General features: G+C 65.2%; 10 protein-coding genes. 4 read left to right on the top strand and 6 right to left on the bottom strand.

Going from position 1 to position 16,031, the window contains the following annotated elements; genetic code table 11:
• Positions 1 to 88: 88 nt before the first annotated feature.
• The gene (locus ABD791_RS02420; protein WP_345061925.1) at positions 89 to 1,399 is read left to right on the top strand and encodes a muramidase family protein; all 1,311 of its coding nucleotides are present in this window, start codon (positions 89 to 91) and stop codon (positions 1,397 to 1,399) included.
• 117 nt (positions 1,400 to 1,516) lie between these two features.
• Entirely contained in the window at positions 1,517 to 3,574 is a 2,058-nt protein-coding gene (gene pknB / locus ABD791_RS02415) for a Stk1 family PASTA domain-containing Ser/Thr kinase (RefSeq protein ID WP_425562233.1), read from the top strand.
• Positions 3,575 to 3,717: 143 nt separating this feature from the next.
• Here pknB and ABD791_RS02410 read toward each other — a convergent pair whose 3' ends face one another.
• From ABD791_RS02410 to ABD791_RS02400, 3 genes are all read right to left on the bottom strand, one after another.
• The gene (locus ABD791_RS02410) at positions 3,718 to 5,088 is read right to left on the bottom strand and encodes a class II 3-deoxy-7-phosphoheptulonate synthase (protein ID WP_425562210.1); all 1,371 of its coding nucleotides are present in this window, start codon (positions 5,086 to 5,088) and stop codon (positions 3,718 to 3,720) included.
• A gap of 94 nt (positions 5,089 to 5,182) precedes the next feature.
• Complete coding sequence (locus ABD791_RS02405) at positions 5,183 to 5,872, bottom strand: lysophospholipid acyltransferase family protein (protein WP_345061921.1); 690 nt, start codon at positions 5,870 to 5,872, stop codon at positions 5,183 to 5,185.
• A 23-nt stretch (positions 5,873 to 5,895) separates the two neighbouring features.
• Positions 5,896 to 6,852, bottom strand: a complete 957-nt coding sequence (locus tag ABD791_RS02400) for an ROK family glucokinase (RefSeq protein WP_345061919.1) — start codon at positions 6,850 to 6,852, stop codon at positions 5,896 to 5,898.
• A gap of 174 nt (positions 6,853 to 7,026) precedes the next feature.
• On the opposite strand from ABD791_RS02400, the gene ABD791_RS02395 reads away from it, so the two are divergent.
• Positions 7,027 to 8,862, top strand: a complete 1,836-nt coding sequence (locus ABD791_RS02395; RefSeq protein WP_345061917.1) for an AMP-dependent synthetase/ligase — start codon at positions 7,027 to 7,029, stop codon at positions 8,860 to 8,862.
• A gap of 325 nt (positions 8,863 to 9,187) precedes the next feature.
• Here the strand turns inward: ABD791_RS02395 and def are convergent, their stop codons facing one another.
• The 3 genes from def to ABD791_RS02380 all read right to left on the bottom strand — a co-directional run bounded on the left by def (position 9,188) and on the right by ABD791_RS02380 (position 14,664).
• The gene (gene def / locus ABD791_RS02390) at positions 9,188 to 9,679 is read right to left on the bottom strand and encodes a peptide deformylase (RefSeq protein WP_345061916.1); all 492 of its coding nucleotides are present in this window, start codon (positions 9,677 to 9,679) and stop codon (positions 9,188 to 9,190) included.
• Between the two features lie 123 nt (positions 9,680 to 9,802).
• Positions 9,803 to 11,224, bottom strand: coding sequence for a MinD/ParA family ATP-binding protein (locus ABD791_RS02385; protein WP_345061915.1), 1,422 nt, complete (start codon positions 11,222 to 11,224; stop codon positions 9,803 to 9,805).
• A 35-nt stretch (positions 11,225 to 11,259) separates the two neighbouring features.
• Entirely contained in the window at positions 11,260 to 14,664 is a 3,405-nt protein-coding gene (locus ABD791_RS02380) for a pyruvate carboxylase (protein WP_345061913.1), read from the bottom strand.
• 77 nt (positions 14,665 to 14,741) lie between these two features.
• Here ABD791_RS02380 and ABD791_RS02375 point away from each other — a divergent pair, with 77 nt between their 5' ends.
• Positions 14,742 to 15,557 carry a ParA family protein gene (locus tag ABD791_RS02375; RefSeq protein ID WP_345061911.1) on the top strand — a complete coding sequence of 272 codons (816 nt, stop codon included), beginning with the start codon at positions 14,742 to 14,744 and terminating at the stop codon, positions 15,555 to 15,557.
• The last annotated feature ends 474 nt before the right edge of the window (positions 15,558 to 16,031 follow it).

Raw genomic sequence — 16,031 nt, 5'->3', positions numbered from 1 at the left:
CGGAACTCTCGCCTCACCGGCACGGCTGATTGACTCGCCTATGCATCTATGTCAGCGTGGAGAGCGCACCACGAACCAAGGGGACACCATGCCGGCGCAGGAAATGAATCACGACCCGGCAGACTCTGCACCGCAGAATCATGGCCAAGCGAAACCCCGCGGCGCTCGACGCTCCCGCAAGATTCTCGCCAGCATCCCCGTCGTCATGGTCAGCGCCATCGCCATGACCTTTCACATGGTCTCCCCCGCCGATGCTTCGACACACACCAAAAAGCCGCTCAAGTTCAAGACAACTCCAGCCGGGGTGACCCCCTCTGCTGTTGCAGCTTCGGCGGCGTCGGCGGTTCCGGCAACCGTCACGGCGGCGCCGAAGGACTACCTGGTGGTGGAGGGCGACACCATCAGCGGCATCGCCGGCCGGTTCGGGCTCTCCACTGCATCCGTGCTCGCTCTGAACGGCCTCGGCTGGCAAGCCGTCATCTTCCCCGGCCAGAAACTCACGTTGAGCGTGCAGAACACCGGGACCCAGAGCATCCAGCGCCCGGTCAGCCCCGCCAGTGAGATCAGCCGCTACACGATCAAGAGCGGCGACACCATCAGCGGCATCGCCTCAGCTCACGGCCTGACGACGAACGCGGTACTTCGAGCCAACGGACTCTCCACCAGCAGCGTGATTTTTCCGGGCCAGGCCATTGTGCTCCCGGAGAGCGGTGCCGGAGCCAGCTCCCCCGTCGAGCCCGTCAGCTCGACCCAGCCTGCCGCGTCGGCGTCGACCTACACGATCGTCAGCGGCGACACCATCAGCGGCGTCGCCTCTGCACTGGGCGTCTCGGTTCAGTCGATCCTCGACGCCAACGGGCTGAGCTGGGAGAGCATGATCTATCCAGGTCAGAACCTGGCAGTGCCCATCGGACACGCCGCGGAATCAGCGGTCTGGGTGACTCCACAGGAACCCGCCGCTGCGCCTCCGGCCCAGGTCGCCCCCGACGTCGTGGCGTTGACCGACGAGATGCGCCAGAACGCCAACACGATCATCTCGATCGGCCGTTCGACGGGCATCAGTGACTACGGAATTGTCATCGCCCTCGCCGCCGCGGCTCAGGAGTCTGGATTGCGCAATATCGGTCACGGTGATCGCGACTCGCTCGGGTTGTTCCAGCAGCGTCCAAGCGCCGGCTGGGGCACACCCGAACAGGTGACAGACCCTGACCGCGCCACCCGCGCGTTCTTCGGTGGCCCCGGCAACCCGAATCCCGGCATCAGGGGCCTGCTCGACATCTCGGGCTGGGAGTCGATGACAGTCACTCAGGCCGCACAGGCCGTGCAAATTTCGGCTCACCCCGACCTCTACGCAAAATGGGAGAGCTCAGCCCGCGCGTGGCTCGCCCAACTCGGCTGATTTGTCACGCATTCGGTAACGACTTCGCGACCAAACGGCTCGTTCACGGTGTTTTATCGGGGCGAAGCTCCTGCCATTCCCTAGAATCGACGAGTGAGCGATACCCCGAGTGACCCCATGCTCGGCCGTCTGATTGACGGTCGGTATCAGGTGCGCTCCCGAATCGCCCGCGGGGGCATGGCGACCGTCTACCTGGCCACCGATCTGCGCCTCGAGCGCCGCGTGGCCATCAAAATCATGCACGGCCACCTTGCCGACGACAACACGTTCAAGAGCCGCTTCGTGCAAGAGGCTCGTTCTGCTGCGCGACTGGCTCACCCCAACGTCGTCAACGTTTTCGACCAGGGCCAAGATGCCGACATGGCCTACCTGGTGATGGAGTACCTGCCGGGAATCACCCTGCGCGATCTGATCAAGGACTACGGTCGGCTCACTCCCGAGCAGACGATGGACATTCTGGTCGCTGTGCTCAGCGGCCTCGCTGCAGCGCACAAGGCCGGCATCGTGCACCGCGACGTCAAACCCGAGAATGTCTTGCTGGCCGATGACGGCCGCATCAAGCTCGGCGACTTCGGTCTTGCCCGTGCGGCGAGCAACAACACGGCAACCGGCCAGGCCCTGCTCGGCACAATCGCCTACCTCTCCCCTGAGCTGGTGACCCGCGGCGTAGCGGATGCCCGCAGCGACATTTACGCGCTCGGCATTCTGACCTACGAGATGCTCACCGGCGAGCAGCCGTACCAGGGTGAAGAGCCCATGCGGATCGCTTACCAGCACGCCAATGACACGGTGCCGGTGCCGAGCAGCAAGGTTCCCGGCATCCCGGCCATCTTCGACCAGGTCGTCGCCTGGACGACGGCCCGCGACCCGGAAGACCGCCCGCGTGATGCGCGCGTTCTGCTCGACTACCTGCAGTCCGGTGGCGCTGTCGTCGGTCCGCCGGAAGCCGGCGCACCTCTGGCCGGCACTCCCCTGGCCGCCGATCCCTCGACGTTGGCCACGACGGTACTGACCCCAACCGCGCTGGCCGGAACTGCGCTGGCCGCCTCGGCCGCACCCGCAGCGCTGGCCATGTCCAATGCTGCGTCGACTGTTGCGGCTTCTGCCGCCGGTGCCACCATGGTGATGCCAGGCGGATTCGACGAGATCGCCGATGCTGACACGCAGATCTTCGGGTCACGTCCGCTGACAGGCGGCGGCTCAGACGATGGCGACGATTCCCCGCCCAACCCCGGAGCGAAACTCACCGAGAAGGCACACAAGCGCAAGCGTCGAGGCTATTGGCTGTTCGCGCTCGTCATTCTTCTTGCTGCGGTAGCCGGCGGCACCGGGTGGTACTTCGGTGCGGGGCCCGGCTCCCAGGTTGCCGTTCCGACGACGCTCATCTCGTCGACGCCCGAAAAGGCGACGGCGCAATTGAAAGCGCTCGGCCTCGCTGCCAAGCTCGGCACCGAGTACAGCGGAACCATTCCAGAAGGCCTCGTGGCGAGTACGTCCCCTGGCAAGGGCATCCATGTCGACAAGGGCAGCACCGTCACGCTCAACGTGTCGCAAGGCCCACAGCCGATCACGATCCCCGTTCTAGCCGGTCTGACCGAAGACGCGGCAAAGGAGGCCATCACCGGTCTGAAGGCTCTTGTCGGCTCAATCGACCTGCAGTTCAACGACACTGTTTCCGCCGGCATCGTGCTCGCTGCCGGCAGCGAGGGCGATGGCGCCGACCTCTCCCAGGGCGGACCGTCGTTCGAGGGCAAGACCGTCAACCTCGCTGTCTCACTCGGAGCTGTGCCGGATGTCGCCGGTAAGTCGGTTGACGACGCACAGGCCATTCTCGGCGAGGCCCAGTTGACCGGCGAATCGGGAGAAGAGCAGTACAGCGACACCGTGCCGGTCGGGCGGGTGATCTCGGCCGCGCCCGTCAAGGAGGGTCCTGTGCGCCAGGGAGACACCTTCTCGCTGACCGTGTCGCGCGGCCCCGAACCGGTCGAGGTGCCTGACGTCGTCGGCAAGACCTGGGCCGATGCGAAGTCGATCCTCGAGAATGCCGGTTTGCGGCTCGACTACAACGCCTTTGCAGACACCTTCCCCGCGCTGGTCACGGTGACCACCGTCACGCCGGGCGTGGGCGAATCGGTTCCGCGTGGTTCCACCGTCAAGGTGACCTTCTCGCTCTAGCTCGCGCTCTCAACGCGGTATCGAGCCCGTACACGCGGCGTCGAGCCCGTATGCACCCCCACGCGCAGCTCACGCGGCGCAGAAACAACTCTGGCCTGCCGACAAGAGTCGACAGGCCAGAGCCAGTTGATGCAGGAGCGCGGCTAGCGCTGAGCGAGTTCCTCAGCGACCAGGAACGCCAGTTCGAGCGACTGCATGTGGTTCAGACGCGGGTCGCAGAGGGACTCGTAGCGGGTAGCCAGCGCAGCCTCGTCGAGGTGCTCCGAACCGCCGAGGCACTCGGTGACGTCGTCGCCGGTCAGCTCCACGTGAATGCCGCCCGGGTGGGTTCCGACAGCACGGTGGGCTTCGAAGAAGCCCTTGACCTCGTCGACGACGTCGTCGAAACGACGGGTCTTGTAACCGAGCGGGGTCGTCATGCCGTTGCCGTGCATCGGGTCGGTGACCCAGAGCGGCTGGGCGTCGCTCGCCTTGATCGCTTCGAGAAGCGGGGGCAGGGCATCCCGGATCTTGCCGGCACCCATACGCGTGATGAACGTCAGACGCCCTGGCTCGCGGTTCGGGTCGAGGAGGTCGACCAGGCGCATCATGTCATCGGCGGTCGTGGTCGGGCCGAGCTTCACACCGATCGGGTTGCGCACCCGCGACAGGAAGTCGACGTGGGCACCGTCGAGCTCACGCGTGCGCTCTCCGATCCAGATGAAGTGAGCCGAGGTGTTGTACGGAGTGCCCGTGCGCGAGTCGATCCGCGTCATCGGGCGCTCGTAGTCCATCAGCAGGCCCTCGTGGCCGGTGTAGAACTCGGTGCGCTTGAGCGCTTCGAAGTCTGCGCCGCAGGCGATCATGAACTTGATGGCGCGGTCGATCTCCTTCGCCATCTTTTCGTAGCGCTGGTTGGCCGGGTTCTTGGCGAAGCCCTGGTTCCAGCTGTGCACCTGGCGCAGGTCGGCGAAGCCACCCTGCGTGAACGCGCGGATCAGATTGAGGGTCGAGGCAGCCGTGTGGTAGCCCTTGATCAGGCGGGCCGGGTCGGCCTCACGCGATTCGGGGGTGAAGTCGTAGCCGTTGACGATGTCGCCACGGTAGGCCGGCAGCGTCACGTCGCCGCGGGTCTCGAAGTCGCTGGAGCGCGGCTTCGCGAACTGCCCGGCCATCCGGCCCATCTTCACGACCGGCATCGACGCACCGTAGGTGAGCACGACGGCCATCTGCAGCACGGTCTTGACCCGGTTGCGGATCTGGTCGGCGTTCGCGCCGCTGAAGGTCTCAGCGCAGTCGCCCCCCTGCAGGAGGAAGGCTTCACCGCGAGCGGCCTCGGCCAGGCGGTCGCGCAAAATGTCGACCTCGCCGGCAAACACGAGCGGCGGCTGGGTGGCGAGCTCGGCGGATGCCGCTGCAACAGCGTCGGCGTTCGGCCACGACGGCTGCTGCTTGATCGGGAGGGTGCGCCAATAGTCGAGGCCCGCGATCACAGATTCGTCTGCCAACACGACTGGTTCGGTGGGGTCTACCACTGACTATCCCTATTTTCTCTTCGGTGACACGCGAATGTACGCGGGCCGGGGTGATGGAAGGTGCGCATCGTCACGCGAGCGCGTAGGTCGAAGCTTATCGCGAAAGGCTGGCGCGCTTCTCTTTCACACTGCTCGCATAAACGTCGTCGTACTCCTGATTACTGAGGTGCTGCAGCTCATACATGAGCTCGTCAGTCACAGAGCGCAACACGAAACGGTCGCCCTCCATTCCCTCAAACCGGCTGAAGTCCAACGGCTTGCCGATGACGATCCCGATGCGACGAATCTTCGGCAGGCGGGTTCCGGTCGGCATGGCCTTTTCGGTGTCGATCATGGCAACGGGCACGATCGGCACGCCGGCCTCGAGCACCATCCGGGCGACCCCGGTGCGGCCCCGGTACAGCTTGGCGTCAGGGCTGCGTGTGCCTTCGGGATAGATGCCGAGGATGTCGCCGGAGCCGAGCACTCTGAGCCCGGTGTTGAGGGAATCCTCGGAGGCTTTGCCCCCCGAACGGTCGATGGGCAGCTGGCCAGACGCAGTCATGAACAGGCGGGTGGCCCAGCCCTTCAGGCCTTTTCCGGTGAAGTATTCGCTCTTGGCGAGAAAGGCGACGCGACGCGGAACCACCAAAGGCAAGAATACCGAGTCGATGAACGAGAGGTGGTTGCTGGCCAGGATGACGCCACCCTGTTTCGGGATGTTCTCCAGCCCGATCACCCACGGCCGAAACAAACCGAGAAGGATCGGTCCGACGACAATGTTCTTCATGATCCAGTAGAACATCGTTGACTCTCCTTCGCCGCTCTTCAGCCTACTGCGAGCGAGAGGGCATGCAGGCGGGCGAGGTCCGCTGCACCGACCACGCCGGCATCATTGACGAGTTCTGCGGTCTTGAACTCGGCTTCGGGATGGTAGCCCCGTGCAGGGAGGTGGTCGAGGTACGAGGTGCGGATGGGGTCGAGCAAGAGTTCGCCGGCAGCGGCGACTCCCCCACCGAAGACGAAGACCTGCGGGTCGAGCACTGCCCCCAGGCTCGCGCAGGCTTGCCCCAGGGCGGCTCCGAGCTGGCGGAGGGCAGCCAATGCGCCGCCGTCGCCGTCGATGATCAACTGGCCGACATCGCTGCCGGTGAGTGCCCCGTTGCGTTCACGCACTGCGGCGAGACCGAGACCGACGCCGCCGGCATCCGCGAACTCATTGGCAATGCGCAGCAGCGCGCGGCCTGAGCCGTACTGTTCGATGCAGCCATGGGAGCCACAGCCGCAGGGAAGCCCATCTGGCACGAGACGCAGGTGGCCGATTTCGGCGCCGGCGCCGAAGCCACCGCGGAAGAGGCGGTCGTTGGCGACGATGGCGCCGCCGACACCCGTGCCGATGGTCAGGGTGACCATGTCGCTGTAGAGCCGGCCGGCGCCGTAGCGGAACTCTGCCCAGCCGGCCGCGTTCGCATCGTTCTCGATGACGACCGGCAGGTCGAGGCGGGCTTCGAGCTTGTCGCGGAACGGCTCGTTGCGCCAGTTGATGTTCGGGGCGTAGTACACGGTCGACTGTGCGGCGTCGATGAAACCCGCGGCGGCGACCCCTGCCCCGATCACGCTCTCACCGGACGAGAGGCTTTCGATCATGGCCACGACGGCGTCTTCGATCTCACGCGGGTCGCCGGCTGGACTCGGCACGCGTTCGGCTCGAACAATTGCGCCGTCCTCGTCGACGAGGGCGCCGGCAATCTTCGTTCCGCCGATATCAATGCCGATCGCATGCACAGCGAGCACCTTTCGTTGAGGGGAGTGGTGGGGAGAACGCGATAACCCACTGTCAGAGCAGTGGGAGCAGCACCCCCTAGAGTGTAGTAAACCAGCTAGCCGCAGGGCGAAAGAGACAATCCACGCCGCGCGGCCACCGGTTAACACCATTCGCCCGGTACCAAAGGAGTTGCCGTGAAACAGATCGAGATGCCAGCAGTTGTCCCCGCAGACCCCCAAGCCAACTGCACCGACCTGCTGATCGGCCGGTTGGCAGCCACCCCGAACTCTGAGCTGTTCTCCTTGCCGAACAACGGTGGGTGGAGTCCGGTCACCACGGCTGAGTTCCACGCCCAGGTCATCGCCCTGGCCAAGGGCCTCGTCGCCGCCGGTATCGAACCAGGCGACAAGATCGGCCTGATCTGCAAGACCCGTTACGAATGGACGCTGATCGACTTCGCTGTCTGGTTCGCCGGTGCCGTGCTCGTTCCGATTTACGAGACCAGCTCCCCCAGCCAGATCCAGTGGTGCATGAGCGATTCAGGCGCGACGTCGATCCTGATTGAGACCGCAGATCACTTCGCCAAGTTCGACGAGGTCCACGCCGACCTGCCGCTGATCGATTCGGTCTGGCAGATCGACCTCGGCGACCTCGACAAGCTCGTCGCCGGCGGCACCGGCGTCACGGATGCCGAAATCGAGCGCCGTCGCAACCTCGCGGTGAGCTCAGACATGGCCACACTCATCTACACCTCTGGTTCCACCGGCAAGCCGAAGGGCTGCGTGCTCACCCACGCCAACTTCGTGGAGACGAGTCGCAACGCCGGCGTCGCCCTGAGCGAGGTGCTCTCGGGCAAAGACGGCGCATCCACTTTGCTGTTCATCACGACAGCCCACGTCTTCGCCCGCTTCATCGCCGTGCTCTGCGTCGACAACGGCGTGCGGGTCGGACACCAGGCCGACACCAAGCAGCTGCTGCCCTCGCTCGGAAGTTTCAAGCCGACCTTCCTCCTTGCGGTCCCCCGCGTGTTCGAGAAGGTCTACAACTCGGCCGAGCAGAAGGCCGAAGCCGGCGGCAAGGGCAAAATCTTCCGCGCCGCAGCCTCGGCCGCCGTCGAGCACTCGAAGGCGCTCGAGGCCGGTCAGAGCATCCCGCTGATGGGCAAGATCAAGTTCGCCCTGTTCGACAAGTTGGTCTACAGCAAGCTCCGCGCGGCCATGGGCGGCAACGTCAAGTACGCCGTGTCGGGTTCCGCGCCGCTCGGCGCCCACCTCGGCCACTTCTTTCACAGTCTCGGCATCGTGATCCTCGAAGGCTACGGCCTGACCGAAAGCACGGCGCCGGCCACGGTGAACCTGGCCACGAAATCGAAGATCGGCACCGTCGGCCCACCGCTGCCCGGCGTGTCGGTGCGCACTGCCGACGATGGCGAGGTCTGGATCAAGGGCGTCAACATCTTCAAGGAGTACTGGAAGAACCCGGAGGCGACGGCCGAGGTGTTCACCGACGGGTGGTTCAAGACCGGCGACATCGGTGCGATCGACGACGACGGATTTCTCACCATCACCGGCCGCAAGAAAGAGATCATTGTCACGGCCGGTGGCAAGAACGTCGCCCCTGCCGCCCTGGAAGACCCGATCCGCTCGAACTCACTGATCGGACAGGTGGTGGTGGTCGGCGACCAGAAGCCGTTCATCGGCGCGCTGATCACGCTCGACCCGGAGATGCTGCCCGTCTGGCTGAACAACAATGGCGAGGATGCCGGCATGAGCCTCGCCGAGGCCTCGAAGAATGCTGTCGTGCTGGCCGAAGTGCAGCGCGCAGTCGACCACGCCAACGACCGGGTGTCGCGGGCCGAATCGATTCGCAAGTTCGTGGTGCTGCCCGGCGAACTGACCGAAGCCGATGGCTACCTCACGCCGAAACTCAGCATCAAGCGCAACATCATCCTGCGCGATTTCGCCGAGACGATCGAAAACATGTATGCGGGCTCGACGGTCACCGAGAGCCAGCCGGTGATTCGCGAGTAGAGCGCTCACGACGCTGGGGCGGGCTCGACCATTTCGGTGGTCGGGCCCGCCCTCTCTCGTTACCCCACGCATCCCAGCCAGCGCAGTAGCACCCGGCTCGTCTGAACCATTCGACGGAGATTTTCGTGATTTCGGCTGTCTCCGCGCCGAAATCTCACTATTTGCGCCAATTCTCCGTCGAATGGGAGGGAAACTGGGCCGAAGAGAGGGGTGTCTTTGCGGCGGGGCGTGAAACGACCTGAGCCCGGGAAAGCACGTGGCGCGGGTCAGGCGCCGCCGCGCGCGCTGGGGCCAGCCAGCGCAGCGGCACCCGACCAGCGCAGCGCTAGAACCAGGTCGACTCGCGGACTTCCTTCATCGCGGCCTTGCGGTTCGTGCGATCGAGACGATCGAGGTAGAGCATTCCGTCGAGATGATCGGTCTCGTGCTGCAATGCCTGCGCCATCAGTCCGCTTCCGGAGAGCTCGATCGGCTTCGACTCAAGGTCGATTCCGGTCACCCGGGCGAACGGATAGCGCTGGGTCGGGTACCAGAGTCCCGGCACCGACAGGCAGCCCTCGTCGACGAGCTCAGGCTCTCCAGACAGTTCGACGATGACGGGGTTCAGAATGTAGCCGATCTCGCCGTCGACGTTGTAGCTGAAGGCTCGCAGGTTGACGCCGATCTGCGCAGCGGCGACCCCGGCCCGGCCGGGAAGACGCACGCTATCGATCAGATCGGCGACGAGACCACGCACGCGATCATCGATGACAGTGATCGGGTCGGAGACGGTCTTCAGAACCGGGTCTCCGAAGAGACGAATCGGGCGCTCGGCCACGGTGGACTCCCTGGGTGTGTCTGGGCGGATGCCTGTGTCTGGGCGGATGCCTGTGTCTGGGCGGATGCGTGTGGGCGGATGCGTATGGCAGCGACTCGCACCGGTGTGTGCGAGAACGCTGCGTCAGACCGCGCGGTCGACCGGAAGACCCTCGACCACGAGTGCGGCCAGGGTGCGCGACGCGAGCTTCGTGATCGGCTGCAGATCTTTGTACGACACGACGCTTCCCGCAGCCAGCTGGGGGTCATACGGGATGCGCACGATCTCGCGCACGCGCGACCGGAAGTGCGACTCGATCTCTTCGAGCTTCACCAGGTTGGTGCCCTGGGTTGCGGTGTTGAGCGCGACGATGGAGTTGCGCACGAGCTCACCGTAGCCGTTGGCTTCGAGCCAGGTGAGCGTCTCAGACGCCAACCGGGCTTCGTCGACGCTGCCGCCGGAGACGATGACGATCGAGTCGGCCCGCTGCAGGGTGGCCCGCATGACCGAGTGAACGATGCCGGTGCCGCAGTCGGTGAGCACGATCGAATAGAACCGGGCAGCGAGGTCCGCGACCACGTTGTAGTCGTTCTCGTCGAAAGCTTCGGAAAGCAGCGGGTCGGTGTCAGACGCGAGAATGTCGAGACGGGTCTCATCGCGGGAGACGAGTGCCGAGAAGTCGGTGAAGCCGCCGATCGAGGCCGCCTTCGTGACAACATCGCGCACCGTCGATCTGGTCTGCTTGCTGACCCGCTCCGAGAGGGTGCCCCGGTCAGGATTGGCGTCAATCGCGATGATGCGGTCTTCGCGGGCGTCGGCCAGGGCCATCCCGAGCAACGCGGTGACCGTGGTCTTGCCGACGCCACCCTTGCGGGTGAGGATCGGCACGAACCGCGCGCCACCCTCGAACTGCTTGCGGATGCGGGCGGCGAGTTCATCGGCGGCGCGCACCTTGGCTGAGTCACCGAGGTTAACCAGGTGCAACGTGACGTTGTAGACGAAACGGTTCCAGCCCCCGCGAGGGGCCTTGCGCGTGCGCCGGTTGACCGTGAGCAGACGGTCGGAGGTGAGCATCGACGCCGACTCAGGAGCATCCGTCGCGCCGGAACGGCGGGCCGGTGCGATCGCGGAATCGGAGTGCGCGCCGACGTGCCCGTCGGAGTAACCCTGGCTCGACGCCGCTGAGCGCTCTGAGCGGGCCACCGACGGGGTGCTGATCTCAATGGTGTGCGTCGCAGGCTGCGACGAAGACGCCGCAGCGCTTCGGCTCGACAGCGAGTTCAAACCAGAGGTGTTCAAACCAGAGTTCGAAACTGACGACCGAGGGCCGCTGTCGAACGCACGCGACCGAGCGCGCGATTCGTCGAGAGCCCGTGCACGCGCAGACACCGGTTCGGTGGGCAGCGAAACGCTCAAGCTGTCGGGCAGAGCCGCCGCCAGGTTCTTGATCGTGTGTGGCGGCAGCTCGCTGTGATACTCGTCGCCGGGCTCAATGATCAGGGCGACGTCGGGTTCCGTCGAAACTAGTTCAACGGAACCCTCTTCGTCGGTGCGTTTTTCAGACAAAAGACCAATCTTCCCTCGGTGGACCGAGGCCTAGCCTACCGTGGACGAACGACGACGAGCAGATCTCCGGCGTCGACCTGCTGCGTCTTCGGGATTGCCACACGTTCGATGGTGCCGGCGATGGGCGAGGTGATCGCCGCTTCCATCTTCATTGCTTCGATGGATGCGACGGTCTGGCCCGCCTCAACACTGGCCCCGTCTTCGATCTGCAGGGTCACCACGCCAGAGAACGGCGCAGCGACCTGGCCGGGCTGGTTGGTGTCGGCCTTCTCGGCGACCTTGGTCTCGACGGTGATGCTGCGGTCCCGCACGAAGACGGGGCGCATCTGGCCGTTGAGGATGGTCATGACGGTGCGCATGCCCTTGTCGTCGGCTTCACCGATCGCTTCGAGGCCTGCGTAGAGACGCACACCCTTCTCGATCTCGATGATGCTTTCCCGGCCCTGGTTGAGCCCGTAGAGGTAGTCGACGGTGTCGACGACCGACAGGTCGCCGAACAGCTCACGAATCTGCTCGAACTGGCGCGTCGGCGCCGGGAAGAGCAGCTGGTTGAGCATCTGACGACGCGACGTGCTGTCGGCGTTCAGCGCCTTGCGCTCAGCCTCGGTGATCTCGGTGACGCCGATCTTGATCTTGCGTCCGGCGAGCACCTTGGTGCGGAAGGGTTCCGGCCAGCCGCCCGGCAGGTCGCCGAGCTCTCCGGCCATGAATCCGACAACGGAGTCCGGCACATCGTAGTTGCCCGGGTTCTCGGCGAAGTCGGCCGGGTCGGCCTTCACCGCTGCGAGGTAGAGGGCGAGGTCGCCGACGACCTTCGACGAGGGGGTGACCTTCGGCACGCGGCCGAGGATCGCATCCGCCGCCGCGTACATGTCTTCGATGAGCTCGAAGTGGTCGGCGAGCCCCAGGGCGACGGCCTGCGTGCGCAGGTTCGACAGCTGACCCCCGGGAATCTCATGCTTGTAGACGCGACCGGTCGGGCCGGCGAGGCCGGACTCGAACGGGCGGTAGACCATGCGCACTGCTTCCCAGTACGGCTCCAGGTCGAGCACGTTCTGCAGCGGGATGCCCGTGTCGCGCTCGGTGTGAGCCAGAGCCGCAACGAGCGAGGATGCCGACGGCTGGCTGGTGGTGCCGGCCATCGAAGCGGATGCGACGTCAACGGCGTCGGCGCCGGCCGCGCTGGCGGCCAACAACGTCGCCAGCTGCCCGCCGGGGGTGTCGTGCGTGTGCACGTGAACCGGCAGGTCGAAGCGGTCGCGGAACGCCGTGACGAGCTTGGCCGCCGCGGCAGGACGCAGGAGCCCGGCCATGTCCTTGATCGCCAGGATGTGGGCGCCGGAGTCGACGATTTGCTCGGCCAGACGGAGGTAGTAGTCCAGCGTGTAGAGCTTCTCGTCCGGGTTCATCAGGTCGCCGGTGTAGCAGACGGCCACCTCGGCCACACTCGTGCCGGTCGCCAGGACCGCGTCGATGGCTGGACGCATCTGCGAGACATCGTTCAGCGCATCGAAGATACGGAAGATATCGACGCCGGTGGCCGCGGCCTCCGCGACGAAAGCATCCGTCACCTCTGTCGGGTACGGCGTATAGCCGACCGTGTTGCGACCGCGCAGCAGCATCTGGATGTTGATGTTCGGCAGGGCATCACGCAGCGAAGCGAGACGCTCCCACGGGTCTTCGCCGAGGAAACGCAGGGCCACGTCGTAGGTGGCACCGCCCCAGGCTTCAACGGACAAGAGCTGCGGGGTGAGCCGTGCCACGTAGGGAGCGGCGGCAACGAGGTCACGGGTACGCACCCGCGTGGCAAGCAGCGACTGGTGAGCGTCACGGAAGGTCGTGTCGGTCACCGCCAGCGCGGTCTGCGCGCGCAGAGCCTGAGCGAAGCCGCGCGGGCCGAGCTCCTGCAACTGCTGACGCGAACCGGCCGGAGCCGGAATCGACAGGTCAACGGTCGGGAGCTTCTCGGCGGGGTGCAGCGTTGTCGCCGGCACACCGTTCGGGTGGTTCACCGTGACGTCGGCCAACCAGTTGAGGATCTTCGTGCCGCGGTCCTTCGACGCACGACCCTTGAGCAGCTCTGGACGCTCGTCGATGAAGGAGGTGCTCAGGTTGCCGGCAGCGAAGTCGGCATCGTCAAGCACAGCCTGCAGGAACGGGATGTTCGTGGAGACGCCACGGATGCGGAACTCGGCCAGCGCCCGCTTCGCACGGGTCAGAGCGGCGGTGTAGTCGCGGCCACGGCAGGTCAACTTGGCCAGCATCGAGTCGAAGTACGGACTGATCTGAGCGCCCGGGTTGATGGTTCCACCATCGAGACGGACGCCCGCGCCACCGGGTGAGCGGTACGTCGTGATCTTGCCGGTGTCAGGCCGGAATCCCGCAGTGGGGTCCTCGGTCGTGATGCGGCACTGCAGGGCGGCGCCGCGCAGCTTGATGTCTTTCTGCAGCAGGCCGAGATCGGACAGCGACTCCCCCGCAGCAATGCGGATCTGCGCGACCACGAGGTCGACATCCGTGACCTCTTCGGTCACCGTGTGCTCGACCTGGATGCGCGGGTTCATCTCAATGAAAACGTGCTGACCGGCGCGCTCGCCTTCGGTGTCGAGCAAGAACTCGACGGTGCCGGCGTTGACGTAGCCGATGGAGCGGGCGAACGCGATGGCGTCCTTGTACATGCTCTGGCGCACGTTCTCGTCGAGGTTCGGCGCCGGAGCGATCTCAATGACCTTCTGGTGGCGACGCTGTACAGAGCAGTCGCGTTCGAAGAGGTGAACCGTCTCGCCAGAGGCGTCTGCAAGAATCTGCACCTCGATGTGACGGGGGCGGAGCACAGCCTGCTCAAGGAACATCGTCGAGTCGCCGAATGCGCTCTTCGCCTCACGCATGGCCTCTTCGAGGGAGCCACGCAGCTCGGCCTTCGTGTTGACGCGGCGCATGCCTCGGCCACCGCCTCCGGCGACGGCCTTGGCGAAGATCGGAAAACCGATCTCATCGGCCTGGCTGATCAGCAGGTCGACGTCTTCTGACGGCGGGGTCGACTTGAGCACCGGAACTCCGGCGGCAATCGCGTGCTCCTTCGCGGTGACCTTGTTACCGGCCATCTCCAGCACACTCTTGCCAGGGCCGATGAAGGTGATCCCGGCGGCGGCAGCAGCCTCAGCCAGCTCGGGGTTCTCAGACAGAAAGCCGTAGCCGGGGTAAATGGCGTCGGCACCGGACTCCTGAGCGACACGGATGATTTCACTCACCGTGAGGTAGGCACGTACCGGGTGACCGGGCTCACCGATCTCATAGGCCTCATCGGCCTTCAGACGGTGAAGCGAGTTGCGGTCTTCGTGCGGGAAGACGGCAACGGTCTTCGCGCCGAGTTCATAGGCCGCACGAAACGCGCGAATCGCGATTTCACCACGGTTGGCAACAAGAATCTTGGTAAACATTCAGACCTTTCGAGCGTGGTGCGGCACACAGCTAACGGTTAGGTTCTGTAAGCCTACTGAAGGTAACGTAGCTACTTGTGCACGTACTTAGCGTCAGCTCCCTCAAGGGAGGCGTAGGAAAGACCACGGTGACCCTTGGTCTGGCTTCTGCTGCCTTCGCCCGCGGTGTGCGCACCTTGGTCGTTGATCTCGACCCCCAATCGGATGTCTCCACCGGCATGGACATCCAGGTGGCAGGCCATTTGAATGTGGCGGATGTGCTCGCTTCTCCCAAGGAGAAGACGGTGCGGGCCGCCATTGCCCCGAGCGGCTGGACGAAGGGTCGCTCCGGAACGATCGACGTTTTGATCGGAAGCCCGTCGGCCATCAATTTCGACGGACCGCACCCCAGCATCCGTGATATTTGGAAACTTGAAGAGGCACTGTCGACGGTTGAGCACGAGTACGATCTCGTGCTCATTGACTGTGCCCCGTCGCTCAACGCACTCACCCGCACCGCCTGGGCAGCCAGCGACCGGGTGGCTGTTGTCACCGAGCCTGGCCTGTTCTCGGTTGCCGCTGCCGACCGTGCATTGCGTGCCATCGAAGAGATTCGTCGTGGTCTCAGTCCGCGTCTGCAGCCGCTCGGCATCATCGTGAACCGAGCCCGCACGGCATCGCTGGAGCACCAGTTCCGCATCAAGGAACTGCGTGACATGTTCGGTCCGCTCGTGCTCAGCCCGCAACTGCCGGAACGGACCTCACTGCAGCAGGCGCAGGGCGCGGCGAAGCCGTTGCACATCTGGCCGGGCGACAGCGCTCAGGAGATGGCGCGGTACTTCGACCAGCTGCTCGACCGGGTGCTGCGCACTGCGCGCATCGGCGACTATGCGGAGAAGCCGCGCGACGCGTAGTCAACCTCCACCTCGGTGGTCGAGGAGCGCCCGACGGAGTCGGCCGCGTCTCTGAGGCATATGACCGTTTCGTTGATCGAGGAGCGCGCGAGCTTGCGAGCACGCGTCTCGAGATCTCGCGAGCCAATCCTTGAACTCGGGTTGAGTTCGAGGATTGGCTCGCGACGTCTCGAGCTCGACCACCACATTGCCGCCGCGCGGGTCAGGCGCCGTTACGCGCACCGGCCCAGTGCGCGCCGCGGCATCGAACCCGCGCATCGGTATTTCGCCTGAAAGCGGCCGGGCTTCCGACCCGCGCGGCGGCGCTCAACCCGCGCAGCGCCATCCGTGGTCGGCCCGTTTCGTAATCCGAGGGCCGAAAGCCGCGACGCCCATTGAGTTCAGTGGGCGTCGCGGCTTTCGACCTGCGCAGCACCAACGATCGGCCTGAGACACCTGCCCGTGGCCGGGGCGGGCACGCGGAGCGGCTAACGG

The organism is Glaciibacter kafniensis, from assembly GCF_039538945.1.
Lineage (GTDB): Bacteria > Actinomycetota > Actinomycetes > Actinomycetales > Microbacteriaceae > Cryobacterium > Cryobacterium kafniensis.
The sequence above is the reverse complement of the archived record's forward strand: the minus strand, read 5'-3'. Positions and strand labels throughout refer to the sequence as shown.